The organism is Curvibacter microcysteis (assembly GCF_028649455.1).
Taxonomy (GTDB): Bacteria; Pseudomonadota; Gammaproteobacteria; order Burkholderiales; family Burkholderiaceae_C; genus Curvibacter; species Curvibacter microcysteis.
Genome location: NZ_JAQSIO010000005.1, coordinates 20,129 through 45,520, shown reverse-complemented (window position 1 = coordinate 45,520; position 25,392 = coordinate 20,129). Strand labels below are relative to the sequence as shown.

The following is a 25,392-nucleotide window of genomic DNA, read 5'->3' as shown; positions in this document are numbered from 1 at the left end:
ATGGTGGATGTGCTGTGGCGCCGGGCGCGAGCCTGGTTGCGGCCTTTGGGCGGGTTGTCGAGCACGGTGGTGATGGTGGCCGCGGGGCTGTTGTTTGCGCTGTGGGTGGGCGTCGATGCTTTCCTCTTGCACCAGAGCTCAGGGCTGTCCAAGTCCAGCTATGACTGGATGGTGCGCCACCGTTGGGTGGCCGCCGAACCGGACCCCCGCATCGTCATCATCGACATCGACGAGGCCAGCCTGGCCCGCCTCAGTGCGGAGTTTGGGCGCTGGCCCTGGCCGCGCGACGTGCTGGCCACGGTGCTGAACCATGTGGAGCAACAGCAGCCCGCAGCCGTGGTCTGGGACGTGTTGTTTGCCGACCCCGACCCCCTCAGCCCGGGCGGTGACACGGCCTTCAACGCAGCAGTTGAGCGCAGCCCGCACAGTCATTTCTCGGTGCTGCGCTTGCCGCCTAGCAATGACAGTGCCAGCCAAATCCGCGCGCCCGCTTTGCCAGGGCTGTGGGTCGACAGCCAGTCCGTGGGCTCGTCCACCGTGGCCTTGATCCCCCCGGTGCTGCCGGCGGTGGCCGCTGCGCCACTGGGCTTGACCAATGCCGAGCCCGAGGCCGACGGTGTGTTGCGCCGCTTTGAGCCCCTCCAGCGCCTGCCCGACGGCAGCTGGATGCACACCCTGCCCGTCAGCGTGCAGCGCACGCTGCAGCCCCAAGCCTACCAAAGGCAAGTGGCTGCCGCGCGGGCGGCAGGGGCCCCGGCGTCGACCTTGATCGCCTGGCGCCGCAGCGCGCAGGCCTACCCCCATGTGCCCATGGCGGACGTGCTGGCGGTGGCCGAGGGCCAATCGCCCTTGAAGCCAGTGCCCCACTTCGGGGGCAAGGTGGTGCTGATCGGCGCCAGCGCCCCCACCCTGCACGACAGCCACGCCACACCACTGGCCAGCGCCCATGCCGGGGTCGATATTTTGGCCACCTTGATCGACAACGAACTGCACGAGCGCCACCCGATGGAGATACCCGAGATCGCCCAAATCGCCCTGGCCTTGGGCCTGTGCCTGTTGATCGCGCTGACCATGCACTGGCGTGGCCTCAGCGTGCTGGACGGCCTGATGCTGGACCTGCCTTTGCTGCTCCTGGCGGTCAGCTACCTCAGTTTGCAAACCGATTGGGTGTTTCTGGACCTGCATCTGGCAGCGGCTTGGTCGCTGGCCTTCGTCGCGCTGCTGCGGCTGTGGGCCGGCATTCGGCAGGATCACTGGTGCCAACTGCCACCACCGGGCACGCCAGGGCTGAGCTTGCTGCCGATGCAGTTGCCCGGCGCTTGGGACGACCACAGCAAAAACCGTTTGATGTCGGTGCTGGAGCGACACGCCCCGACTTGCCGGCTGCTGCTGGCCACGCCCGGCGCTCATGTGCAAGGCGGCGAACTGGCTGGCCTGGCGTCGCTCATCGGTCCGACGCGGGAGCTGGCCGCCCTCCAAGCCCCTTGCCAGACCGACCGTTGGCTGCGCGGGCTGCGGCTGGGGCCTGTTCAGGCGCTCGATCCTCGGCCCGATGGGGTTGGCTGGGTGCCCGACAACCTGGCCGCCTGGCAGCAATTGCTCACCACCCGTTCGACCCCCAAGGAGTTCCCATGAAACGCTGGAAGATGCCGACCCCCCTGAGCTGGGTGTTGGCTGGGTTGATGGCGTCCTACCCGCTGGGAGCACAGGCCCAAGAACTGGTGAAAACCAGCCGTGCCACCGAGCTGCGCTCTGACAAACTGGCCGCTGCGCCGGTGTTGGGGGCTGTGCCCGCCGGGGCAGGGCTGCGTTTGTTGAGCCTGGAGGGCGGTTGGGCCTGGGTGGACTGGGGCACGCAGCGTGGCTGGGTGCGGGCCGGGACCTTGCAACTGCCCAGTGAACTGGCCGATGTCAGTCGCCTCGCCAGCGGGCGGCTGGCGGCTGGCAACCAGGCCATCGGTTTGACGGTGCGCGGTCTGCCCGCCAAGAGCACGCGCCATGCGCTGATCATCTCCATCAGCCGCTATGCCGACCCCAAGACCTCGCCTCTGCCCGGGGCCCGGGTGGACAAAGAGAGCGCCACCCAGATCGCCCAGGCCATGCAGGTGCCTCAGGCCAACATCCGTTACCTGCAAGACGAGCAGGCCACCGGGGACCACATTCGCCAGGCCCTGGCCGACCTGAACGCGCGCGTCCAAGAAGGCGACCGGGTGTTCATCCACTACTCCGGCCACGGAACGCGCTTCCCGGACCCTGAGTCCGGTGGCTGCGCCGAAGCTTTGTCGACCTACGACGGCGGTGTCTGGAAGGGCATGGTCCTGCACCGCGAAATGGCCCAGTTGCTGCAGCCCGTGGCGCGCAAAGCCGACAAGCTGTTTGTCATGTACGACGCCTGCCACTCCGGGGGCTTGGTCAGCAAGCTGCCGCTGCCACGCAATCGCGGCCACGCGCCCGACGGCGATGAGCCTCCGCTGCAAGGGCGCTTCACCCCCACCAGCGAGGCCTGTGCCAAGCCGAGCAACGTCAAGACCCGCAGTTGGCTGGACGAGGCCAGCGCCATGGGCGTGTACCCCCAGGACATCGTGTTCTTGTCGGCAGCCCGGCCGGATGAAGTCAGCCTGGAAGACCCCCAGAAGGGCGGTTTGGCCACCCAATACCTGCGTGACTGCCTGCTGCGTGACGCCGTGGACCTGGACGGCTCGGGCGCGATCAGCGTCGAAGAGCTGCAGCAGTGCGCGCAAAAGAAGATCAACCTGCGCATGAAGAACGACAGCCTGTTCACGCCGCACCACCTGATGCTGTCGGGCAACCGGCATTTTGTGCCGGCCTGGTTCAGCCAGGCCTGGCCGGTCAGCCAAGTGCAGGGGGCGGCGTCCACGGGCGTGGTGAATGCTGTGGCACAGACCCCAACGCCGCAGCCCCCAGCGACACCGCTGCCTTCTTCGCCATCCGTGCCCACGGCCACGCCAGCGAACCCGCCGACCGTGCCTTCGCCAGGGTCCCTCCCCGCTGCGGTGTTGACACTCCCCCCCGTGCCACCCCAGCAGGCACCTCTGACTGGGGCTCAGGCCTTGCGCCAGTTGTTTGACCAGCGCGATGGCAAACGCCGGGTGCAGTTGCAACTGGGCAAGAGCACCTTGCGCATCGGGCAGGATCCGCTGGACCTGTCCATTCAGTCGGACCGCGCGGGCTATGTGTATGTCGCCTCGGCCGGGTCGGACAACCAGTCTCTGGTGCTTTTGTTCCCCAACGACCTGGATGGCAACAACCGCATCGAGGCCGGACAGCAATTGCTCTTGCCCAGGCCCAGTTGGCCAATCAAGGCGGCCGGCCCCGCAGGCAAGAACAGCTTGCTGGTGGTGGTGACCGATGGCCCCCGCGATCTCAGCACCCTGGGCAAAGCGCCTGGCAGTCCGTTTGCTCGCAGCCTCAATGACGCCCAGGGCCGCGCCCAATTGGGCCTGCTGTTGGGCAACTCAGTGAGCTCCTCACAGGCGGCTTGCCCTGTGGGGAGCTCACGTCCCTTGCCTGCCACCTGCTCAGACGCCTACGGCGCGGCTTGGGCCACGGTCGAAGAGCGGCCTTGACGCGATGAACCCCAGGCCGCTCAGGGTGTTTAGAAAAAGGTTTCCAATTGGACCCGCTTCTCCTACACTGCGCGACGTGGTCTTTCGCAAAAAGGCCACTTTCTGGGGCCCCAGGCCCCATGTGAACCCGGGAGAGACTGCCGACCACGCCCCGCGTGGCGCAGCGCCGAAGGAGCAACCGCCCCGGAAACTCTCAGGCAAAAGGACCGGGTTCACCTGCATCAGACACTCTGAAGAGCTGCCGGAAATCGTTTTCGTCGTCCGGCGCACCGAAGGAGCAAGCCCAGCGGCGTCCCACGACGGCGCCTGGGTGAATCTCTCAGGTCCAGAACAGAGGGGGCGCCTGCCACGCAGATCCGCGTGCGGGCCCCATCCTCATGACGAGTTCTGGAGCTTTTTTCATGACATCCATCGCAGTTATTGGTGGCGGCATCACGGGCGTGACCACCGCTTACGCCCTGGTGCGCCGGGGTTTCTCGGTCACCTTGTTCGAGAAGAACCGTTACGCCGCCATGGAGACCTCGTTTGCCAACGGCGGCCAGCTGTCGGCTTCCAACGCCGAGGTCTGGAACCACCCGTCGACCATCCTCAAAGGCCTCAAGTGGATGCTCAAGAGCGATGCGCCCTTGTTGGTCAACCCCAAGCCCAGCTGGCATAAGTTGTCGTGGTTTGCCGAGTTCATCACCCACTTGCCTCACTACGAGCGCAACACCGTGGAGACCGCCCGCCTGGCCGTGGCCGCCCGCCAGCATTTGTTTGCCTGGGCGCAGGACGAAGGCATCGACTTCGACCTCAAGAAAGAGGGCATCCTGCACATCTACCGCGACAAGGCGGGCTTTGATCACGCGGGCCGGGTGTCGAAATTGCTGGCCCAAGGCGGCTTGCCGCGCCGTGCCGTGACGCCCACGGAAATGAAAGCCATCGAGCCCACGCTGGCGGGTCAGTACTACGGCGGCTACTTCACCGAGAGCGACTCCACCGGCGACATCCATAAATTCACCAATGGCTTGGCCCGTGCCGCCGAGCGCCGCGGCGTGCGCACCCTGTTTGGCCAGGACGTGCAGGCGGTGAAGTCGCTGAATGGTCGCGTCCAGATCGTGTCCCAGGACGACGAAGGCCACCATACCCATGGCTTTGACGGCGTGGTGGTCTGCGCTGGCACGGCCAGCCGGCAGATGGCCGCCAGCCTCGGCGACCGGGTCAACATTTACCCAGTGAAGGGCTATTCGATCACCGTCAACCTGCGCGACGAACTCAGCCAACGTTCGGCCCCGAATGTGAGCTTGCTCGACGATGCCACCAAGCTGGTCACCAGTCGACTGGGCGTGGACCGTTTCCGCGTGGCTGGCACCGCCGAGTTCAACGGCTTCAACAAGGACATCCGCGCGGACCGCATCCAGCCCCTGATCGACTGGGTGCAGCAGTGCTTCCCGGGCGTGAGCACGCAAAGCGTGGTGCCTTGGGCCGGCCTGCGCCCCATGATGCCCAACATGCTGCCCCGCGTCGGTCGCGGCCGGGCGCCCGGCGTGTTCTACAACACGGGCCACGGCCACTTGGGCTGGACCTTGAGCGCCGTGACGGCTGATTTGGTGGGGGATGTGGTGGCTGGAACCTTGCGCCCCACGGCGGGTTTGGCGCTGGACGGCGCGCTGGCCAAGGCCTGATGGCGAGCCCGCGCAGGACCGTGAGGGGCCTGCGCTGGGTGCTCTTTTGCCCGGTGGGGTCAGCATCAGCGGTGGCATTCCTCGGCTGATGGTCGGGCATAAAGTCGAATTTCGGACAGTCTGTGAACTTGGTATTTCATTCGGTAAGAATGGAAATGAGAAGAAAGTTCATATAACCACAGACAGGGATTCGACTTTCCATGAGAAATCCACCCATTCCGCGTTCTCCCATCCCTGCGCCGCAGGTGGTTCATGCCAGTTTCTTTTATCCCCATGGATTTCTGGCGCCTGGGGTCAAACTGATGCGGCGGATCCCTTTCAAGATCAAGGCGCTCATTATCTCGATGATGTTCATATTGCCTTTGGGCATGTCCACGGTTTTGTTTGTCAAGGCCCAGTGGGAACAGATTCAATTCAGCACCACCGAACGAGAGGGGGTCCAGGCCCTGAAGCAGGTGATGCCTTTGGTCAAGGGCTTGGTGGACATACAAGACGCCCACCGACTGGCAGCAGCCGGTGTGGATGCCAGAGTCTTGCAGGACCAAGGCTTGTCCGAGGTGCAACAAGCGCAGCAGGCCCTGAGCCAATACCTGCAAGCCACACAAGACCGCTTGAATTTGCGTGACGATTTCTCTCGATTTCATGCCGCATGGGAAGTGGCTCGAAAAACCCAATCCGCCATTGACCCCGCCACCGGACGCACGGTGTACCAGCCGGTATTGAGCAGTGCATTGGTTCTCTTGCAGAACTTGGGCGATAACTCCAATTTGGTCCTGGATCCCGATATTGATAGTTTTTACTTGATCAATGCCTATGTGCTGACCTTGCCCAAAATGGCCAGCGATGTCGCATCGCTGCGGGGCTGGGCCTCATATGCCCTGGCCCGAGGGGGCTTGCAGCCGCAGGAATTGCAACGCTATGAGGTGTGGCTGGCTGGTGTGTTGAATGCAGGGGAAACCGCCCGGGCGCATTTTGCCCGCGCTATCAAGGCCAATCCGACGCTGGATAAGCGCTTGCCCCTCGATTTTCTGGACCGAGCCCAACAATTTGCCGATCGTGTTCGGGAGCCGGCGCAATTCAAATCGACGCTGCGCCCGACGGATCTTTTCAACGAGGGCCGTGCGGCCGTGGAGGCCGTGTTTGAGGGCTACGGCCCCGGTTTGGCAGCGCTGGATCAACTGCTGCAGCAGCGCATCGAGCACATCCAGAGCCGCCTGCTGACCGTTGCACTGGTCTTGGCGGTGTTTTTGCTGCTGGCGTTGTACTTTTTCTATGCCTTCTTCCTGGTCACCCAAGGGGGCCTCAAGTTGATCAGTGGTCACCTCAAGGACATGGCGCTGGGGGACTTGTGTCGGGCGCCCAGCCTGCCCTGGGGCCGGGATGAACCAGCCCGCGTGATCGTGGATTTGAGGCAAGCCTACGAAGCCTTGCGCCATTTGATCGAGGCCGTACGCTATTGCGCTCAGGAGCTGCATGGCGCGGCCGAACAAATCTCCCAAATCAGCCATGAACTCTCCGGTCTGACCGAGTCGGCAGCCGCCAGCCTGGAGCAGCAGGCCGCGGCCATGGAGCAAATCAGCGCCACGGTGGCCAACACGGCGGTGCATGCCCAGGAGTCGGCGCGCCTGGCCCACTCGAATGCCCTGGTGGCCGACCGGGGCGGGGCGGTGATCGCCGAGGCCGTGTCGGTGATGGGCGAGATCAATGGCTCCTCGCAAAAGATTGGCGACATCATTGGCGTGATCGATGGCATTGCCTTCCAGACCAACATCCTGGCGCTCAATGCCGCTGTGGAGGCTGCCCGCGCGGGCGAGCAAGGGCGCGGTTTTGCCGTGGTGGCCTCTGAGGTTCGCGCCCTGGCGCAGCGCAGTGCCAATGCCGCCCGGGAGATCAAAACCCTGATCACCGCCAGCATCGAAAAAGCGGATTCCGGTACCTCGGTGGTGCAGGCTGCAGGCCAGACCATGAATGAAATCCTTGGCAACGCCAAACAGATCAATGGCTTGCTGGGCACGATTGCCAGCGGGGTTCAGGAACAGTCCAGTGGCATGCAGCAGGTGGGCAGTGCCATTCAGGTGCTGGACCACGACACCCAGCGCAATGCCGCCATGGTGGAAGAAACAGCCAGCGCGGCCAATCTGCTGAAGCGGCAGTCCGATGTGCTGTTGCGTGAACTGGAGAACTTCCGGCTCTGAACCTCGGGAGGCGCCTGCTCGGCGACAGGCGCCTCCCGGTGGCGTGGCCCGCCCTGGCGCCTCAATCCAGGCTGATGTTGTTGTTCTTGATCACGCCCACCCAGCGCTTGCTGTCGCTTTGCAGGACGGCAGCAAAGTTCTCCTGGGTGCCGCCGATGGGCACCAAGCCCATGCTCCCCAGGTACTTTTTGTACTCATCCGAGGCCACGATTTTTTGTGATGCCGCTGAGATCTGGTCGATGGCGGCTTGTGGCGTGCCCTTGAGCGCGAACACACCATGCCAGGAGTCGCCCTCAAAGCCCGGGAAGAACTCGCCCACGGTCGGTACCTGGGGCAGGGACTCCAGCCGCGTTTTGCTGGACACAGCCAGGGCACGCACCCGGCCCGTCTTGATGAACTGCAGCACGTCGGCAATCGGGCTGAAGGCGGTGTCCACGGCGCCGCCCACGATGTCATTGAGCCCGCCATCCTTGTAGGGCACATGGTTCAGGCTGATGTTGGCGCTGTTGGCAAAGTAGGCCATGGACACATGGGGTGCCGTGGCCACACCATAGGACGCGTAGCTGACCTTGTTCGGGTGGTCCTTGGCGTCCTTGATCAGGTCGGCGAGGGTCTTGTAGGGCGAGGCATTGGCCACACTGACCACCAGCGGGATGGACAAGGTCTGGATCACCGGCACCAGGTCACTGGCTTGGTAAGGCAGCTTTTTGTAGGCAAAGGGGTTGATCGAGACGGTACCGCTGGCGGTGTAGAGCAGGGTGTAGCCATCAGCGGGTGCGGCCACGAACTGCTGTGTGCCCACGATGGTGCTGGCGCCGGGTTTGTTGTCCACCACCACACCTTGGCCCAGGGCTTTGGACAGGCGCTCGCCCCAGAAGCGCGCCATCACGTCGGGCGCCGTGCCGGCGGGGAAGGGCACGATCACCTTGATCACGCGGTTGGGGTATTTGTCCTGCGCCAGGGCCGGGGCACCCAGCGTGGCGGCGAGGGCCAGCAAGGCCAGGCCGCTGGCGCGGCGGGTCAGGGGGTGGGGGCGGGTTGAGAAGGTCATGTGTGTCTCCATGGTTTTCTTGAGGGGAATCAGGTCGAGGCCGAAGGTCGAACGCCTTCATAGGCCTGCTGCAAGAGTTGGCGCACCGCGCGGGCGTCGAGCGGGCGCGGGTTGGGGTACTGCTGGGTCATGGCCAGTGCGCAGGCCGTTTCGACGTCGGTGGCTTGCAAGCCCAGTTCGCGCAGGCTCATGGGGGCGCCCAAGGACTGGGCCAGGTCCCACAGGGCGCCCGCCACGGCACCGGGCTGGTCCAGGCCCAGGGCCCGGGCCAGGCGCTGGGCCGCTTGGGGGGCATGTCCCAGGTTGAAGGCCAGGGCGTGGGGCAAGACCACACTGTGGGTTTCGGCGTGGGGCAGGTTGAAGCTGCCGCCCAAGGTGTGGCACAGCTTGTGGTGCAAGGCCATGCTGACCTGGCCCAGCACGCTGCCGCACAACCAGGCGCCGTACAAGGCCTGGGCGCGGGCCTCGGCCTGCTGGGGCTGCTGATGCAGCACGGGCAGGGCCTGGACCAGGGCGCGCACGCCGTCCTCGGCCATCAGGTCCAGGATGGGGTTGCTGTCGGCGGCGTAGAGGCCTTCTGCTGCGTGGGCGATGGCGTTCAGACCGCTGCACACGCTCAGGGCCACGGGCAGGGTGCTGCTCAAGGTCGGGTCGTAGATGACGGTTTTGGGCAGCACGCGCGGGTCCCGGCCGGTCTTTTTGAGGCCGGCCTCGGTGATGCCGTAGATCGGCGTCATTTCGCTGCCGGCGTAGGTGGTGGGGATGGCCAGGATGGGCAGGCCTGAGGTCAGTGCCAAGGCTTTGCCCAGCCCGATGGTGGAGCCGCCGCCGAGCGCGATGGCGCAGTCCGCTTGCAGGCGCTCGGCCTCCGCTCGGGCTGCCTGGGCCGATTCGATGGGCACGTGCATGACGGCCTGGGCAAACACCCCGGCGGACCGATCGCCCAGGCGCTGGGCCAGGGCGTGGGCGCCTGCGGCTTGCGGTGGGGTAGACAGAATCAGGGCGCGCCGCGCGCCCAGCAGGTCGATTTCGCGTTCCAGGTGCTGCAGGGCGTCGGCGCCAAACACCACGCGCGGTGACGAGGCTTGGTAGATGAAGTCTTTCATGGGGGGGGGGCTCGCTGGCGTCAGGTGGCCGAGGGCGTGGTGGGGGCGGTAACGGGGCGTGCGTAGTCCACCTGGTGGCGTGCGGTGCGCATGGTGCCCAGTGCGGCTTTGAGTCGCAGGTGCTCGGGGTGGGTGGCGTAGGCGTCCAGCGCGGCTTGGGAGGCAAATTCGCTGTACAGCACCACGTCACAGGCGTAGTCCACTTGGCTGCTGTCCACGCCGATCTCCAGCTGCAGCAAGCCTGGGATGCGACCGCGCAAGGCTTCAAAGCCCTGGCGCAGCAAGTCGATATTGGCGTTCTTTTCGGCGGCGCTGGCGCCCGCGATGTTCCACATCACGATGTGCCGGATGACAGAGGCGGTGTTCATGGGGCAAAGCCGACCCGCTGAGGCCAGAGGTTGAGGAAGGCGTGCAACTGAACCTGGGCGTACAAGCCGGCGGCGTGGAAGGGCTCTTGTGCCAGCCAGGCCAGGGCGGCTTCCCGGTGGGGGAAATCGATCACCAACAGGCTGCCGCGCATGGTTTGGCCGTCCTCGTCCAGCAAGGGGCCAGCGAAGGCGATGCGGTCTTGCACCTGGGCCAGGTAGGCCTTGTGGGCGGGGCGCACCTGCTGGCGCAGGTCGCCAGCGTCCAATCGGTCGATCATGTGAAAGGTGCAGAGCATGGTGTCAGCCCTGCGCCACCGGGTTCAATACGAAGTCGTACTCCAGCAGGTAGCTGCCGTCGGCTTGCGCCACCCAGTCGCAAATCAGCGACTGGCGCACGCCGAAGACGGCATCCGAGTCCAGGTACTCGCTCTGGTTGCGAAACACATGGGTGATCAGGGGCTGGTAGCCAGGCGCCTCCACCTTGAAGTGCAGGTGGGCCGGGCGCCAGGGGTGGCGCCCCGTGGCCTGCAGCATGGCGCCCACCGGGCCATCGTGCGGGATGGCATAGGGCACGGCCACGATGGAGCGAAAGTGGTACTGCCCCAGCGCATCGGCGTTCAGCGTGCCACGGGCCTGGGCCTGGGCCAGCCCTTCATGCTGCACGTCGTAGAGCCCGTCTTCGTCCGACTGCCAGACATCCAGGTGGGCGTGGGGGATGGCTTTCCCGTCCGCGCTGAGTACCCGTCCGCGCACCAGGCAGGGCGTGCCCTTGGCGCCGTTGGCGATGTCGGCACCCAGCTCATAGTGCGGTGCGTCCTTGACGTGAAACGGGCCGAACACCGTGGCCTCGGTGCAGCCTTTGGGGCGCTGCTGGTTCATGGCCACCGTCAGCATGGACAGGCCCAACACGTCGGACAGCAGGATGAACTCCTGGCGGCGCTCGTCGGTGATGTGGCCGCACCGGGTCAGGAATTCGATGCCTTGGAACCATTCCCCCTCAGTGAGCTTCACGTCGCGGGCGAAGGCGTGCAGGTGCTGCACCAGGCTGATCATGATTTCCTTGAGCCGGGGGTTCTCCGTCTCGGCAAAGCTGGCGATGACCGCTTGTGTGATGTTGTCTTGGTTGAGGTTGCGCACCCTGTGTCTCCTGTGGCTGGTTCGGGGATGGACCTGCTTTCGGGCCCTTGGGCTGCACTTTAGAATTTCAGCCAAGAAAATAAAACAGGTAATTAAGGAATTGATATTTCCTTAAAATGGAAAAATGGACCGACTCACCGAGCTGGAGCTGTTTGTCAAAGTGGCCGAACTGGGCAGCATGGGCGGCGCGGCCGAGGCCTTGGGCCTGTCCAACCCGGCGGCGAGCCGCCACTTGGCCGCACTGGAGAGCCGGCTCAGCGCCCGCCTGGTGGAGCGCAACACCCGGCGGCTTTACCTGACCAGCGAGGGCCAGGCGTTTTTCGAACGCGCGCGAGCGGTCTTGGCCGAACTGAGGGACGCCGAGACGGCGATCAACTCCAGCACCTTGAAGCCCTCAGGTCTGTTGCGCATCAGCGCGTCCTTGTCCTTTTCGATGCAGCAGATCGCGCCGCGCCTGCCGCGCTACCACCAGCGCTACCCCCAGGTTCGGGTGCACATCGAGGCGGCCAACCGCTACCTGGACATGATCGAGAACGGCATCGACGTGGCGATCCGCAACCGGGAGTTCGAGCCCGACAGCAGCATCACCATACGCCGCCTGGGATCGACCCGGCGCCTGCTCTGTGCCTCATCGGCCTACCTGGCGGCTCGGGGCACGCCCCGGCAACCCGAAGATTTGGCTGGGCATGATTTTTTGATTTACGTGCATGCCAACCACGCGCATGAGCTGCGCCTGTCTCAGGGTGAGGACACGCGGGTGGTGCCCATCCAGGGCTTGCTCGAATCCAATGATGGTCAGGTGCTGCGCGCGGCGGCCGTGAATGGCCTGGGCATCTTGGTGCAGCCCAGCTACATCGTCTACGACGACATCGTGGCGGGCCGTCTGGTGCCACTGCTCAACGACTGGGACTTGCCCCGCATCCAGATCAACATTGCCTACCCGAACCGCCGCCATGTCTCGGCCAAGGTCCGGTCCTTCATCGACTTCATGGTGGAAGAGTTCGAGCGCGATGACGCCGAGCGCAAGTGGACCAGTTACATGGGCCTGCGGCGGGCGTGAGGGGAGGGGGCGCCCGCGTCCCCGCTTGGAGTGGGCCCGTGCTGGGCCCATGGCGGCATGCCGCCGATCAGGAGAAAGCCCACCCCCCGGTTGCAGGGGGGCGGGCGCAGGGCCATCAGTCCAGCGAGGCGCCGGCCTTCTTGATCACGGCGGCGAAGCGGGTCGATTCGCTGTCCATGAATTGCTTGAACGACTCACGCGTGGTCGGGAAGTTTTCATAGCCAAAGGAGGCAAACTTTTCCTTCACATCGGGTTCGTTGAGGGCCTTCTCGACGTCACGCTTGATCTTTTCCGCCACCGCCGGCGAGACGCCCTTGGGGGCCGCGATGGCGTTCCAACCCGTCACCTCGTAGCCAGCGGGACCGCCCGATTCAGCCACCGTCGGCACATCAGGGAAGTTGGCCAGGCGCTTGGGCGCGGCCACCGCCAGGAAGCGCAGCTTGCCGGCCCGTTGCAACGGGCCTGCCGTGGCGCTGGTGCCCAGGGCAAACGACAGTTCGCCATTGGCCACGCCCGTGTAGAGCTGTGTGGTTTCCTTGTAGATGACGTGGACCATGTCGGTGCCCGTCATGCTCTCCAGCAAGGCAGACCCCAGGTGCACCGGGTTGCCCACCGACCACGAGCCGTAGTTCAACTTGCCCGGGTTGGCTTTGGCGTCGGAAATCAGCGCGCCCATGGTCTTGTACGGGCTTTGCGCGGCCACGTTGACGAAGAAGTAGGTGCGGAACAGCGGCAAGATGACATCGAAGTCTTTTTCGAGGTCATAGGGCAGCTTCTTGAACAGGTGCGGGTAGGCCGCGATGTGCACGTTGTCCAGTTGGATCAGGTCATGGCCGTCATTGGCACCGCGCTTGAACGCGTCAATGGCGATGAAGCCGTTGCCACCAGGGCGGTTTTCCACCACCACCGGCTGGCCCCACATGCGCGACAGCTTGTCGGCCACCAGACGGGCTACGCCATCCGGGCCACCGCCCACCGGGAAGGGGGTGATGATGCGCACCGGCTTGGTCGGGAAGGCCACGGCGGGGGCAGCGGTTTGGGCCTGGGCCCAAGGGCTGGCGCCCAGCACCATCAGGCCGGCGATCAGGCCAGCGGCGCGGCGGCGCGGTGCCGATGCCAGGGGGGAGGTCAGGGAAGCGAGGAGGCTCATGCGACTCTTTCTCTTGTGTAGTGCCTGCGGTGATCCGCAGTTTGTCTCTTGGCCCGCAGTGGGAATCACCCGGGCCGGCCAGGGCTGGGTTGGGCGTCAGCGGAATCATCCGCTAACCCAACGGCGGCGTGGAGTGTAGTCGCTTCTTTTCCCGCCTGTCGAGGCGGGTTTTTTGAGGGGGCAGGCCCTGCCCCCTTGAGCGGCCGATGGGCTGGGTTTCAGCCGCTCAAAAAGCTCATTCGCAGAGCGTGGCCACCGACTTGGTGTTCAGGTAGGCCTCCAGCGCCTCCGGTCCGCCCTCCGAGCCGTAGCCCGAATCCTTGATCCCGCCAAACGGCATTTCAGGCCAGGCGGCTGCGGGCTGGTTGATCCACAGCATGCCCACTTGCAGACCATGGGTGAGCTGGTGTGCGCTCTTCAGCGACTGGGTGAAGGCGTAGCTGGCCAGGCCAAAGGGCAGGCGGTTGGATTCCGCAATGGCTTCATCCAGGGTGTTGAAGGTACGGATGGCCGCCATCGGGCCAAAAGGCTCGTCGTTGAACACCTTGGCGTCCAGCGGGACATCGGTCAGCACGGTGGGGGCATAGAAGTTGCCCACATCGCCCAGGCGCACGCCGCCCGTGGCGACCGTGGCACCCTTTTGCACGGCGTCCTCAGTGAACTGGGCCATGGCTTGCAAGCGGCGCGCGTTGGCCAATGGGCCCATGGTTGAGCCGCTGTCCAAGCCGTTGCCGACCTTGAGGCGCTCGGTTTGGGCCACCAAGGCTTTCACAAACTCATCGTGGCGGCTGGCATGCACCAGGAAGCGAGTCGGCGAAATGCAAACCTGGCCTGCATTGCGGAATTTCGCCGAGCCGGCGGCCTTCACGGCCAGGGCGATGTCCGCGTCCTCGGCCACGATCACCGGCGCGTGCCCACCCAGTTCCATGGTGGCGCGCTTCATGTGCAGGCCGGCCAGCGATGCCAGTTGCTTGCCCACTGGGGTGGAGCCGGTGAAGGTGATCTTGCGGATGATGGGGTGGGGAATCAGGTAGCTGGAGATGGCGGCCGGGTCGCCGAACACCAGGCCAATCACGCCCGCCGGCACGCCCGCATCGGCGAAGGCGCGCAGCAAGGCGGCAGGCGAGGCCGGGGTTTCTTCGGGGGCCTTGACCAGGATCGAGCAGCCCGTGGTCAGCGCTGCACACAGTTTGCGCACCACTTGGTTGATGGGGAAGTTCCAAGGCGTGAAGGCCGCGACAGGGCCCACCGGCTCTTTGAGCACCAGCTGCTGCGAACCCAGGTTGCGCGGCGGCACCAGGCGACCGTAGACGCGGCGGCCTTCTTCGGCAAACCACTCAATGATGTCGGCGGCCATCAGCACTTCGCCCTTGGCCTCGGCCAGGGGCTTGCCTTGTTCTTGGGTCATTTGTTCGGCCATCGAGGCCGCACGTTCGCGCACCAGGGCGGCTGCTTGGCGCAGGATCTTGCTGCGCTCCACCGCGGGCACTTTGCGCCAAACATCAAAGCCTTTTTGCGCCGCAGCCAACGCGCGGTCCAGATCGACCTGACTGGCAAAGGCCACGCGGCCGGCTTCTTGGCCGGTGGCGGGGTTCAGCACGGGGATGGTGCGGCCATCGGCAGCATCGCACCATTGGCCATCGATCAGGAGTTGGGTGTTGGGGTAGCTCATGGCAAAAGTCCTTCAGGGTGCCCGCCAAGCGGGTGAGGGTGTCCCGAGTGCCCGAGTCGGGGGGGCACACAGCTCAGGCCAGGGAGGCCTCGGGGGCTGTGCATCCCACCCGCAGCGCTGGGCGCGTCGGTTGAAAGTGATAACTCACCATCGTAGCGTCCTCTGACTCGGCTTGCAGGCCGCCCTCGGTTGAAGTGTCCCCTGGCTGACTGCCTCTTCCCGGCGTTGGCCGAGCCCCGGGGCGGGGCCGTGGGGCGGGTAATCTGTGTCTATTGTTATTTAACAGTCACCTCATGTAATAAATGAGAACGAAAGAACATCTTGCTGATTCGGGTTTGTGTGACTAATTTCGCACCCAAGAGCGCCGAACGGTAAAACTTAACCCATTCAACGGCAAATTTGCAGGATGGCGTTCGGAGGCGAGTTGATTTTATATTCCGGACACTCTTTTTGGTTACATCGATTCGGACATGGCTCGATTAATCTCGCACCCCAAGGCCATTCTGGCTGTTGATCTATTCGTTTCAATTTTGGATGAGGGGTGACTCGATGAGTCGTTGTATCAAAAGTGCTGCGCTACGGACCTGTACCCGCTCTGCATTGGTGATGGTCGTGGGCTTTGTCTTGCTGCCCTGGGGGCATGCGCAGCTTGCGGTCAGCCGTCCCACGGTATCGGTGCAAACGGTCCCGAAGCAAGCCGTCACGGTCAAGTTGGAGCAGTTCAAGGTGGTTTCCGGACCGGGAGGCCAGGAATCCCTGGCAGACGCCAGCACCGTGAAACCTGGCGACATCGTTGAGTACCAGGCCACCTACCGCAACAACGATGTCAAGCCTGTCACGGGCTTGCAGGCTACCTTGCCGATCCCAGAGGGCACAGAGTACCTGCCCAAGACGGCCCGCCCTGGTGCCGATCTGGTCAAGGCGGCCACACGCGAGGGGCAGTACGCGCCCGAGCCCTTGCAGCGGCAGGTCCGTGTGAATGGCAAGTTGCAAACCGAGCCCGTGCCCTACGGCCAGTACCGGTCCTTGCAATGGGCATGGGGTCAGTTGCCACCCGGTGGCGAGTTTCAGGTCAAGGCCCGGGTTCAGATAGAACGGTACACACCGACTCAAGCGGGGGTGACATCGGCCGTGCCCGCGCGCTCGACTCAACAAATCGCCGATTTAGCGAAAAACAAATAAGCGCAGATGGGCCTGAAGTAGACAAGCCAGGCCGACCGTCCCCGATCTCGTATTTCCGAATGTCGGTTAACGAGAACTTCTGGTCCGAAATAACCCTTCGGACCTTTTTAAAACAATAGTTGGTGTTGGTCTGAATTTGCCTGCAGGTCCTGGACCCGCAGGCGGAGCGCATGCTTGAATTAATTCAATAGCGCACCGGACCGAATGCCAACCAAGGAGTTTCAATGAAAACTTTTGCGTATTCCCCTCGGGGGGGGCGTCGGATCCGCTCAGTTTGGGGCGGTGGTGGCGCTCTGGTGCTCGGTGCCCTGATGGCGTTGGGCGGCATGGGCGGGGCCCAAGCAGCGCCGGCACCCGCAGGGACCAAGATTGGTAACCAAGCCCTGGCCACCTTCATGGATGCCAACAACATTCGTCAGGAGTCCAAGTCCAATGAAGCCCTGACCATGGTCGAGTTCGTCGGAGCCTTCACCCTGACGGCAGACAACACCAAGTCGGCAGCCGCAGGGAATACCGTGCCCATGGCGCACACCTTGGTCAACAACGGCAATGACAAAGACACCTTCTTGATCAAGGTCGTGGACGCGACAAGTTCGTCGCCGACCATGACCAAGATCACCATCTACCCCGACGCCAACGGCACCGGCTCGCCCAGCGGCACGCCGCTGTGCTCCAGTGACGCCACCTTGAGCGCCACCCCTTGCAGTCCCAATGGTGTTCCAGTCACTGTGGCAGGCAATGGCGGGGCCTTCCGTTTTGTCGTGGCCTATGGCGTACCCAGCACGGCTGGCACGGGCTGGGTGGGCAAGGGCACCGTCACGGCGTCTGTGCCAACGCTCACCAGCACCCCGTCGGGCACCACCTCTGGCGCGTACACCACCACGACCCAGACCAACACCGACACCATCAACTTGACCAACGGGGCCGCCTTCACGGTCAGCAAGTCCATTTCGATCCCGGCTGTCAAAGCGCCGAACAACAAGGACTGGCCCGCGGCCTCGACCTCGGTCAAGCCCTCGGTCGCCGGCAGCGTTTGCTCCTCGACTTGGGACGCCAGCAAACCCAATGGCGTGACCGTTGACCCGCGTTGCAATTACACGGTCTACACCATCAATTACTCCAACACCGGAGCCTCGGCGGGTGCGTTTTCCTTCAAGGACAACATCCCCTCGGGCATGACCTATGTCACGGGCTCTGCCGTCTGGAGTGGCAATGGGGGTGTGGCCTTGGCAGAACCTGCCACGGCGCCTCCGGTCAACTTCACGGTATCGGGCAACAACCTGAGCACCACGGTGCCTGCCGTGGCTGCCAACCAAACCGGTTCGGTCAGCTTTGTGGTGTTGGTCAACAGCACCGCCAAGCCTGATGGTTCCAACACGGGCAACGTGGCGCTGTACGGCACCACCGACTGTCCTGCGAGCAGCATCGACACCTGCGCGGTGACGCCCACCAACCGGCCGCCGGTCTCCGTGTCCCAGGTCTATGCTGTGGCAGCTTCCAGCACGGCGGGCACCACCACCTCGGACAGTTCCAGTCCCCTGGCACTGCCTGCGTCGAACGCCGCGCCTGAAAACAACTTGGTCGTCATGCCCAGCGTGGCCGCCAATGGCTGGGTTCGTTTCACCAACCATGTGGTCAACACCGGCAATGGCACGGACACCTTCAACATGAAGGTCGGCGCCAACTCTGGCTTCCCGGCGAACACCCAGTTTGACTTCTTCAAGTCCGATGGTCTGACCCCGCTGCTGGACACCAACAACGACGGCATTGCTGACACGGGTCCGCTGGATCCTGGTGCGGCAAGCATCATCATCGTCAAAGTCACCGTGCCGCCAACGACCCCGGTGGGCTCTGGCCCCTTGAGCGCGCGAATCGATGCAATCTCCGCCGGCAGTGGCAGCACGGTGCTGGACTCGGTCTGGGATCAGGTGGGTATCGTCACCACCTCGGCCTTGGTGGACTTGACCAACACAGCTGCTGGCTCCACGGACCCCAACAGCGGTGACGTCGGTACCGGCCCCAGCAATGCCCCCACCACCACCCAGGCGGCCACGCCGGGTGTGGCTGCGCAGTTCTCTCTGTTTGTGAAGAACAACGACAGCATCAACGCCACCTACAGCCTCAGTGCCAGCCAAAGCCAGACCTTCCCGGGTACCCTGCCTGCGGGCTGGACGGTGAAGTTCTACGCCAGCGGCACCACGTGCTCGGCCTCGACTCTGCCTGCGGAGCTCTCGTCCATCACGGTCAATGCCGGTCAGCAAACAGGCTTGGTCGCTTGCGTGACGCCGCCCACCACGGCCGTCACGACTTCGTCCACGCAAAGCATTTACTTCCAGGTGAAGTCCACGACCAACGCCTCCACGGGCGCCATCGTGAGCGACATCAAGTTGGATGCGGTGACCCTGAACCCGGCTACCAAGAAGCAACTGCTGTTGACCAACAGCCAAACTGGCCAGGTTCAACCCGGCGGCACCACGAGCTACATCCACACGCTGCAAAACGCCAGCGCAGCCCCTCAAAGCTGCGGCCCGTTCAACGTGACCGTCACCTCGCCAGACGCCGGCTGGACCTACTCGGTTGCGACGGTGGACAGCAGTGGTACCCCCACCAACCTCACAGGCCAACTGCCTGTGCTGGCGGCTGGCAGTGAGGTCAAGCTGCGCATCACCGTGAACGCCCCAGCGGGCGCTGTTGACAAGTTCATCAACAACGCCACCATCACGGTGACGGATGCAAGCGCCAACGCTTGTGGTACAGCCAACAACGTGGATTCGACCTCCGTGTTGCTGGGCAACCAGGTGGGCATGGTCAAGGAACAGGCCATTGATGCAAGCTGCAATGGTGTGGCGGGTGCCTTCTCCACCAACACCCTGACCCTCAAGCCCGGCGCCTGCGTGATCTACCGCATCACCGCGACCAACAACGGTGTGACCCCTGTGACCAAGGTGTTCATCAATGACATGGTGCCTTCGTACACCAGCCTGACGGCCACTCAGCCGTCGGACAAATGCGTCGCCAGTAGCAACGCCACGGGTGGACCTGTCAACTTCGCGAACACCCCGGGTTCTGTGGGTGTCACCTGCGGCGCTGACAGTGTGGTGATCCCCTCGGGTGGCACGCTGACCATGAAGTTCGGCGTGAAGCTCGACCCCGTCGTGCCTTGATCCGCTAAGGACGTTTCACAGGCCCCCGTCTGAGGGGGCCATTTCCCCGCAGTGGGGAATGCTCAGGGTATTGCTTCTCTGATCAGCACCCCACTGCCCCCATTACTTGACGTTTCGCCAAGAACACCGCACTGACCGTGGGTGTTGGGCGGAGCGCATCCAGGCGAGCCAGAGGCATGCATGCGCTCTGGGCTCACTGTCAACGCCTGGGCTTTGTTTGGACTTGGTGTGCCATGTTGTTTAAGACTGTAAAACTGCTGCGTTGGGTGCCTGCATTCGCACGCCGAGCGTCAGTCTTTGCCGCGCTGGCGCTCGGTGCATTGCCCCCCGTGCATGCCGCAGCCGCCCCACCTGGCACCACCATCAACAACCAGGCCACCTTGGCCTACACCGTGTCGGGTTCTTCGCAGCCCAGCGCCAACAGCTCCAATGTGGTGGCCATTCAGGTGCCTGCAGAGCTGGATCGCATCGGTATCGCCAAAGCGGCCAGCGTGCCCCTGATGAATACCAGCACCAACGGTGCATCGGACGGCACTGCCACCGTTCGCTTCAGTCTCCGTGTGCGAAATTACAGCAGCGTGCCGGTGTACCGCCTGAGTGTCACCGACCTGATGGAAGGCTCCGGCAGCACCCAGTTCGGCACCTACACCGCCGCCGCTGCGCCCGGCACCGGTCAATACACCGTGGTCGCTGGCAGCGTCGCCTTGAGCCAGGTGCAGGGCAGCGGCACCAGTGTCAGCCTGAACCCCTCTTTTACCGGCCAGGCCAACACGGCGGAGCTGCTGCAAAGCGGCGGCGTGCTCGCTGTGAATGGCGAGTTCACGGTCCAATTTGATGTGCGCTACAGCGTCACGGGTCGAACCGGACAGTTGCTCAACAGCGCTCAAGCGCGCGCGGCGCTGAGCCCCAATGCGGACCTCACCGTGTCCGACCAGTCCACCGACGGCAGCAACCCCGACGCCAATGGCGACGGCGACCCCACCAACGACACGGCCGCCACCCCGGTGCCGACCCAATTGCCTGCGTTGGCTGTGAATAAATCGGTCACAGCTTCTCGGACGACGAGCACGGCCGGGGTCTATGAAATTGACTACGCCATCTCCGTCAGCAACGTGGGCAACGCCAGTGCGCCCAACGTCCATGTGATGGACAGCCTGGACTGTGCCTACGGTGTGGGCCGCAGTGATTCCTCGGTGGCCTCTTGGCAATTGCTCAAGCCGCCGGTGTCCCAGAGTGGTGTTTTGAGCCCGGTCAGCAGCTTCACAGGTCAGGGCCCGGCCAACTGCCCCGATTCCAATGCGAATCCACAAACCTATCCTGCTGGCAGCAGTGTCAACTTGGTCGATGGCAGCCGTTCGCTGGCGCCGGGCCAAAGCGAGACCCTCAGCTTCACGGTAAAAGTGACCCTCAAGCCCGACGCCATCAGCGGCGGCGCCTTGCTGAGCAACCAGGCCTGGGCGGTAGGGACGCCCAGCGCCGCCCTCGATCCCACGGGCTCGACCCCTTTGACGGTCGCCTTTGGCAGCACCGATGTCATCCTGCAAGTGACCCAGCCGCAGTTGACCAGTCTGACGCTGGAGAAGACCGGCTCCACCAAGCAAGCGGAGATGGGGGACTTCATTGACTTCATGCTCAACCTGGCCAACAACGGCGCCACGACGCTGACGGACATTCGCTTGCAGGACCAACTGCCCCGGGGTTTCAGCTATGTCCCCGGCACAGCGCGCGGGGGCTTCATCGCTGCAGGTGCCGCGGGCAGCACGGCCTCCTTGAAGGCCCTGCCGGACCCACAAGGGGGCCGTGGACCCTTGCTGAACTTTGTCGCGCCCGCCTCGGCTCAGTTGGTTCCCAAAGGGCAGTGGGTTGTTCGTTACCGGGTGCGCGTGGTGCCGGGCGTTCCCAGCAATGGGGAGGCGATCAACCAAGCCCAAGGCTTTGCCTCCACCGACAGCACGGTGGTGTTGGCCAGCAACCGCAACCGTCAGGTGTCGAGCACCCGGGTGCAAGGCGCCTCGAACGTCGCCTCCTGGCGCGTCAAAGTAGCGGGCGGTGTGATGGGAGATGCGGCCTTTGCCTTTGGCAAGGTATTCCTGGATTGCAACCGCGATGGTGTGCAGTCCGACAGCGAACTGGGCATCCCCGGTGTGCGCCTCATGCTGGAGGATGGCACCAGTGTCGTCACCGACGCTGAGGGCAAGTGGAGCCTTTACGGCCTGCGTCCCGTCACCCACGCCCTCAAGGTCGACCTCACCACTTTGCCTGAAGGAGCCCACCTGGCGGCCTTCAGCAATCGGCACGCCGGCGCTGGCGACAGCCAATTCCTCGACCTCAAAAACGGCGAATGGCACAAGGCCAACTTTGCTGTGGACAACTGCAGCAACCAAGCCATGGTGGATGAGGTCAAGGCCCGCCGAAAAGCCATTGCGGCACAGCCCGCCATGGACGGCCAACTCAGCAACCCGAGGGGGCGCTTTGATCCCAAGGGGCAAGCCACCCTGCAGACTGATCCCCGAGCCATGCCCGCCAGCGGTGACATCGGCAGCGATGGCAGCGTGCGCGGCAACATCGCCGTGGCCCGCCCCCTGATCGACCTGCCCAACGGCGGTCCCGGGCAGTCCGCCACGGCCTTGGCCACGACGCAGTCCCAGGCCTTCAGCCCCGTGTTCAAGCCCTTGCAGCCCAGCCTGCCCAGCAACCCTTTGCCCGGCGCTGATGACCCTGAAGCGGTGGACGCTTTGTCCGCCCCTGCGGCCCCACCGCTGGAGGATGCACTCAGTGGGCTTGACAACAGCCTGGGCTTTGTCGGCCTCCAACCTGGCCAGACCCTGACCACCGCCATGATCAACATCCGGCTCAAGGGCCCCCTGCCAGGGCAGATCAAGCTCAAAGTCAACGGTGAACCCGTGGATGACAAGCGCATCGGCAAGCGCGTGACCTTGGCCGCCCGTGACTTGCGCGCCTTGGAATACATCGGCATCCCCCTGCGCGGCGGAGAAAATGGGCTGGAGGCAGAGGCTTCCGACGACTTTGGCAATGTGCGTGAGCGCGTCCGCATCCAGCTGGTGGCCCCCGGCGAGCCCACCCAAATTGAGTTGACCCTCCCCCAGACGGCGCCGGCTGATGGCAAGACCCCTATCAAGGTCAAGGTTCGCATCACTGACTCGGCAGGCCTGCCCATCCACACCCGACTGCCCATCACCCTGGACAGCAACAGCGGCCGTTGGAACATGCCGGACCTCAGCCCCTCGGAGCCCGGGTGGCAGGCGTTTGTGCAAGGGGATGGCACGGAATTCGAGCTGATCCCCCCCGCCGCACCGGGCGACGGCCGTGTGCGCGTCTTCCACAACAAGCTCGTTCGTGAGGCCCGCATTGCCTACCTGCCTGACTTGCGGCCGCTCACGGGCATTGGTGTGGTCGAAGGCGTGTTCGACCTCAGCAGCCGGGGTTCCATTGCCTTGGGCTCCCCCCAGCGCAGCGCCTTTGAGTCCGAACTCAACAGCTTCTCCACCACGTCGGGCAACGGGCACATGGCCGCTCGCACGGCCTTCTACTTCAAGGGCACCATCCTGGGCAGCTATTTGTTGTCCACCGCCTATGACTCGGACAAGCCAAAGAACACATCCATGTTCCGCGACATCCAGCCCGACCAGTTCTACCCGGTCTATGGCGACTCGTCGATCAAGTCTTTTGACGCGCAGAGCACGGGCAAACTGTATGTCCGCATCGACAAGAACCGCTCGTTCTTGCTCTATGGTGACTTTGTCACCACCTCCTCACCCGAGGTGCGCCAGCTCAGCCAGATCAACCGCAGCGTCAGTGGCCTGCGCCACCGCTACGAAGACAAAGACCTGCGCATCGACAGCTACCTCAGCCGTGACACGCTGACGCAGCAAATCCAGGAGTTCCCGGCCAACGGCACCTCAGGGCCGTTTGTTCTGCAGGGCCTGGGCGATATGGTCATCAACAGCGAAACCGTGGAGGTGTTGGTGCGCGATCGCAATCAACTGCAAACCGTGCTCAAAACCACGCAGTTGACGCGCTTTGTCGACTACACCATCGAGCCGCTGAGCAAGACCCTGTTGTTCACGGCGCCGGTGCGCTCCCTGGACCCAGACCTCAACCCGCAATCCATCCGTGTCAGCTATTCAGTGGATTCGGGCGGCACCCCCTTCTGGGTCGCGGGCACCGACGCCCAGTTCAAAGTGAACGACCAGCTGCAACTGGGGGCTGTGGCCGCCACCGACCGCAATCCCACCGCCACCCGCAGCCTGGCGGCGGCCACGGCCTTGGCCCGCCTGGACGAGGCCACCACCTTGTCTTCGGAAGTGGTCAAGACACAGTCCGACGCCAAGGGCAACGGCCAGGCGGGCCGCATCGAGTTGCGCCGTCAGGATGACCAACTCAAGCTCGTGGCCCAGGTCAACAGCGCCAGCACGCAGTTTGACAACCCCAATGCCACCACCCCGGCAGGCCAAACCAGTGCCAGCCTGCGCATGGAGTTGCGCTTGGACCCCAGCACCCAGCTCAAGGCCGAAGGTGTGTACAACCACAACGGCATCGGTAGCCAGGGTTCGGACACCCATGGCGCGTCGGTCGCCGTGCAGCGCCGACTCAGCGACACCGTGACCGCCGAAGTGGGCGTCCGTACCGGTCAACAGTCGGGGCCCAATGCGGGGTCGTTCAACTACGGCACCGTGTCCTCGCCCACCGGGCCGTCCATGTCGCAGACGGGCGTGTCCAGCGTCAATCAAAACTTCACCAGCGTGCGAGGCCGCCTGACCAGCAAAGTGCCTGAGGTCCCGCAAGCGGAAGTCTTTGTGGAGGCCGAGCAAGGCATCACCGACGGCGAGCGCCATGCGCTCACCGTGGGGGGCAATTACCAAATCACCGACCAGGCCCGCCTTTATGGCCGCTATGCGCTGGTTTCCAACCTCTACAACAACCAGTACGACGCCAACACCACGCAGCAAAACAACGTCGGTCTGATTGGCGTAGAAACCGCCTACATGGAAGGCGGACGCCTGTTCAACGAGTACCGCATGGTCGACACCATTGACGGCCGCGGTGCCCAGGCGGTGCTGGGCGTGCGCAACATGCTCAAGCTCACCGACCACCTGCGCGGCACGGCCGGCCTGGAGCACACCGGTGCCCTGGGCGGCGTGCCGGGCCTGGGCTCCACCGCCGTCACCGGCGGGCTGGAATACACCTTGGAGAACCAGCTCCGCGCCAGCACCACCGTGGAGCTGCGCCACGGCACCGACGCCAACAGCGCTCTCAACACCCTGGGCTTGGCGCTCAAGCTCGATGCCGACTGGAGCCTGCTGGCCCGCAGCGTCGTCAGCAGCAACAACAGCCGCGCCGTGGGCGGCGCCACCCAGTTGCTGCAGCGCCAGCAGATTGGCTTTGCCTACCGCCCTGTGGACCAAGACCTCTGGAACGCCATTGGCCGCTATGAGCACCGCTTGCAAAACATCGGCGTGGCCAACGCTGGCAGCAGCCTGACCCTGCCGGGCTCCACCCGAACCGAGTCGCAGATCATCAGCCTGCAGGCCAATGTGCAGCCCGAGCGCAGCACCATCCTGAGCGCACGCTACGCCCTGAAGTGGGCCCGCTCTGGCAGTGACGGCATCAGCACCAGTGGCATCACCCAGCTGCTGCTGGGCCGCATCACCCGCGACTTGAATGCGTCCTGGGATCTGGGCCTGCAAGCTGGCCTTACTTTGGCCAACGGCACGAGCACCAACCAGACCATCCTGGGCCTGGAAGCGGGCTACCAGCTCATGCCCAACCTGTGGATGTCGGGGGGCTACAACTTCATGGGCATCAAAGACCCCGACCTGGGCGGCAGCGCCTTCACCGCCAAGGGCCCCTATGTGCGCATGCGATTCAAGTTCGACGAGAACACCATCTCGCCGCGCGACAAGAAGTTTTAAGGGCTCCCATGCAACACGCGATTCAGCTGAAAACAGCCACCCATGGGCGCAGGGTTTCAAGCGATGGGGGTGCTTTGCTGGCACCGGTCCAGTGTCGTCATTTGACGATCAAGGGTAGCTTTA

At 64.1% G+C, this 25,392-nt stretch carries 15 protein-coding genes and 2 riboswitches; of the genes, 8 read left to right on the top strand and 7 right to left on the bottom strand.

Annotation, left to right across the window (positions count from 1 at the left end):
• The 4 genes from PSQ39_RS14380 (at position 1) to PSQ39_RS14365 (ending at position 7,446) form a co-directional block, all read left to right on the top strand.
• Positions 1–1,635, top strand: a complete 1,635-nt coding sequence (locus PSQ39_RS14380; RefSeq protein ID WP_273927516.1) for a CHASE2 domain-containing protein — start codon at positions 1–3, stop codon at positions 1,633–1,635.
• The gene (locus tag PSQ39_RS14375; RefSeq protein WP_273927515.1) at positions 1,632–3,587 is read left to right on the top strand and encodes a caspase family protein; all 1,956 of its coding nucleotides are present in this window, start codon (positions 1,632–1,634) and stop codon (positions 3,585–3,587) included. Before PSQ39_RS14380 ends, PSQ39_RS14375 begins: the two co-directional genes overlap by 4 nt.
• 118 nt (positions 3,588–3,705) lie before the next feature.
• Positions 3,706–3,806: riboswitch (glycine riboswitch) on the top strand.
• 1 nt (position 3,807) lies between these two features.
• Positions 3,808–3,931: riboswitch (glycine riboswitch) on the top strand.
• A gap of 57 nt (positions 3,932–3,988) precedes the next feature.
• A complete protein-coding gene (locus PSQ39_RS14370; RefSeq protein WP_273927514.1) occupies positions 3,989–5,251 on the top strand; it encodes a D-amino acid dehydrogenase in 1,263 nt (420 codons plus the stop codon).
• Between the two features lie 368 nt (positions 5,252–5,619).
• Positions 5,620–7,446, top strand: coding sequence for a methyl-accepting chemotaxis protein (locus PSQ39_RS14365; RefSeq protein WP_273927513.1), 1,827 nt, complete (start codon positions 5,620–5,622; stop codon positions 7,444–7,446).
• Positions 7,447–7,507: 61 nt separating this feature from the next.
• Here the strand turns inward: PSQ39_RS14365 and PSQ39_RS14360 are convergent, their stop codons facing one another.
• From PSQ39_RS14360 to PSQ39_RS14340, 5 genes are read right to left on the bottom strand one after another with little or no spacing between them, the layout of a single operon-like run.
• Positions 7,508–8,497 carry a Bug family tripartite tricarboxylate transporter substrate binding protein gene (locus PSQ39_RS14360; RefSeq protein ID WP_273927512.1) on the bottom strand — a complete coding sequence of 330 codons (990 nt, stop codon included), beginning with the start codon at positions 8,495–8,497 and terminating at the stop codon, positions 7,508–7,510.
• Positions 8,498–8,526: 29 nt separating this feature from the next.
• The gene (locus PSQ39_RS14355; protein WP_273927511.1) at positions 8,527–9,603 is read right to left on the bottom strand and encodes a maleylacetate reductase; all 1,077 of its coding nucleotides are present in this window, start codon (positions 9,601–9,603) and stop codon (positions 8,527–8,529) included.
• 20 nt (positions 9,604–9,623) lie between these two features.
• Positions 9,624–9,971 carry a Dabb family protein gene (locus tag PSQ39_RS14350; RefSeq protein ID WP_273927510.1) on the bottom strand — a complete coding sequence of 116 codons (348 nt, stop codon included), beginning with the start codon at positions 9,969–9,971 and terminating at the stop codon, positions 9,624–9,626.
• The gene (locus tag PSQ39_RS14345; RefSeq protein WP_273927509.1) at positions 9,968–10,267 is read right to left on the bottom strand and encodes a YciI family protein; all 300 of its coding nucleotides are present in this window, start codon (positions 10,265–10,267) and stop codon (positions 9,968–9,970) included. The genes PSQ39_RS14350 and PSQ39_RS14345 overlap by 4 nt, the downstream gene beginning before the upstream one ends.
• A gap of 4 nt (positions 10,268–10,271) precedes the next feature.
• Positions 10,272–11,108 (bottom strand): intradiol ring-cleavage dioxygenase, encoded by an 837-nt coding sequence (locus PSQ39_RS14340; RefSeq protein WP_273927508.1) that lies wholly within the window; start codon positions 11,106–11,108, stop codon positions 10,272–10,274.
• 124 nt (positions 11,109–11,232) lie between these two features.
• Here PSQ39_RS14340 and PSQ39_RS14335 point away from each other — a divergent pair, with 124 nt between their 5' ends.
• Positions 11,233–12,168, top strand: coding sequence for a LysR family transcriptional regulator (locus tag PSQ39_RS14335; RefSeq protein ID WP_273927507.1), 936 nt, complete (start codon positions 11,233–11,235; stop codon positions 12,166–12,168).
• Positions 12,169–12,283: 115 nt separating this feature from the next.
• Here the strand turns inward: PSQ39_RS14335 and PSQ39_RS14330 are convergent, their stop codons facing one another.
• Complete coding sequence (locus PSQ39_RS14330; protein ID WP_409242035.1) at positions 12,284–13,318, bottom strand: Bug family tripartite tricarboxylate transporter substrate binding protein; 1,035 nt, start codon at positions 13,316–13,318, stop codon at positions 12,284–12,286.
• A 235-nt stretch (positions 13,319–13,553) separates the two neighbouring features.
• Positions 13,554–14,990, bottom strand: coding sequence for an NAD-dependent succinate-semialdehyde dehydrogenase (locus tag PSQ39_RS14325; RefSeq protein WP_273927506.1), 1,437 nt, complete (start codon positions 14,988–14,990; stop codon positions 13,554–13,556).
• Between the two features lie 606 nt (positions 14,991–15,596).
• On the opposite strand from PSQ39_RS14325, the gene PSQ39_RS14320 reads away from it, so the two are divergent.
• From PSQ39_RS14320 to PSQ39_RS14310, 3 genes are all read left to right on the top strand, one after another.
• A complete protein-coding gene (locus tag PSQ39_RS14320; RefSeq protein ID WP_273927714.1) occupies positions 15,597–16,172 on the top strand; it encodes a hypothetical protein in 576 nt (191 codons plus the stop codon).
• A 224-nt stretch (positions 16,173–16,396) separates the two neighbouring features.
• Positions 16,397–19,336 carry a hypothetical protein gene (locus PSQ39_RS14315; RefSeq protein WP_273927505.1) on the top strand — a complete coding sequence of 980 codons (2,940 nt, stop codon included), beginning with the start codon at positions 16,397–16,399 and terminating at the stop codon, positions 19,334–19,336.
• A gap of 329 nt (positions 19,337–19,665) precedes the next feature.
• Positions 19,666–25,269, top strand: coding sequence for a hypothetical protein (locus PSQ39_RS14310; protein WP_273927504.1), 5,604 nt, complete (start codon positions 19,666–19,668; stop codon positions 25,267–25,269).
• Positions 25,270–25,392 lie beyond the last annotated feature (123 nt).

What these genes read in the sequence shown, in the direction of transcription:
- PSQ39_RS14380 (WP_273927516.1), top strand. Translation starts at nt 1, where the DNA reads ATGGTGGATGTGCTGTGGCGCCGGGCGCGAGCCTGGTTGCGGCCTTTG.
- PSQ39_RS14375 (WP_273927515.1), top strand. Translation starts at nt 1,632, where the DNA reads ATGAAACGCTGGAAGATGCCGACCCCCCTGAGCTGGGTGTTGGCTGGG.
- PSQ39_RS14370 (WP_273927514.1), top strand. Translation starts at nt 3,989, where the DNA reads ATGACATCCATCGCAGTTATTGGTGGCGGCATCACGGGCGTGACCACC.
- PSQ39_RS14365 (WP_273927513.1), top strand. Translation starts at nt 5,620, where the DNA reads ATGTCCACGGTTTTGTTTGTCAAGGCCCAGTGGGAACAGATTCAATTC.
- PSQ39_RS14360 (WP_273927512.1), bottom strand. Translation starts at nt 8,497, where the DNA reads ATGACCTTCTCAACCCGCCCCCACCCCCTGACCCGCCGCGCCAGCGGC.
- PSQ39_RS14355 (WP_273927511.1), bottom strand. Translation starts at nt 9,603, where the DNA reads ATGAAAGACTTCATCTACCAAGCCTCGTCACCGCGCGTGGTGTTTGGC.
- PSQ39_RS14350 (WP_273927510.1), bottom strand. Translation starts at nt 9,971, where the DNA reads ATGAACACCGCCTCTGTCATCCGGCACATCGTGATGTGGAACATCGCG.
- PSQ39_RS14345 (WP_273927509.1), bottom strand. Translation starts at nt 10,267, where the DNA reads ATGCTCTGCACCTTTCACATGATCGACCGATTGGACGCTGGCGACCTG.
- PSQ39_RS14335 (WP_273927507.1), top strand. Translation starts at nt 11,233, where the DNA reads ATGGACCGACTCACCGAGCTGGAGCTGTTTGTCAAAGTGGCCGAACTG.
- PSQ39_RS14330 (WP_409242035.1), bottom strand. Translation starts at nt 13,318, where the DNA reads ATGAGCCTCCTCGCTTCCCTGACCTCCCCCCTGGCATCGGCACCGCGC.
- PSQ39_RS14325 (WP_273927506.1), bottom strand. Translation starts at nt 14,990, where the DNA reads ATGAGCTACCCCAACACCCAACTCCTGATCGATGGCCAATGGTGCGAT.
- PSQ39_RS14320 (WP_273927714.1), top strand. Translation starts at nt 15,597, where the DNA reads ATGGTCGTGGGCTTTGTCTTGCTGCCCTGGGGGCATGCGCAGCTTGCG.
- PSQ39_RS14315 (WP_273927505.1), top strand. Translation starts at nt 16,397, where the DNA reads ATGAAAACTTTTGCGTATTCCCCTCGGGGGGGGCGTCGGATCCGCTCA.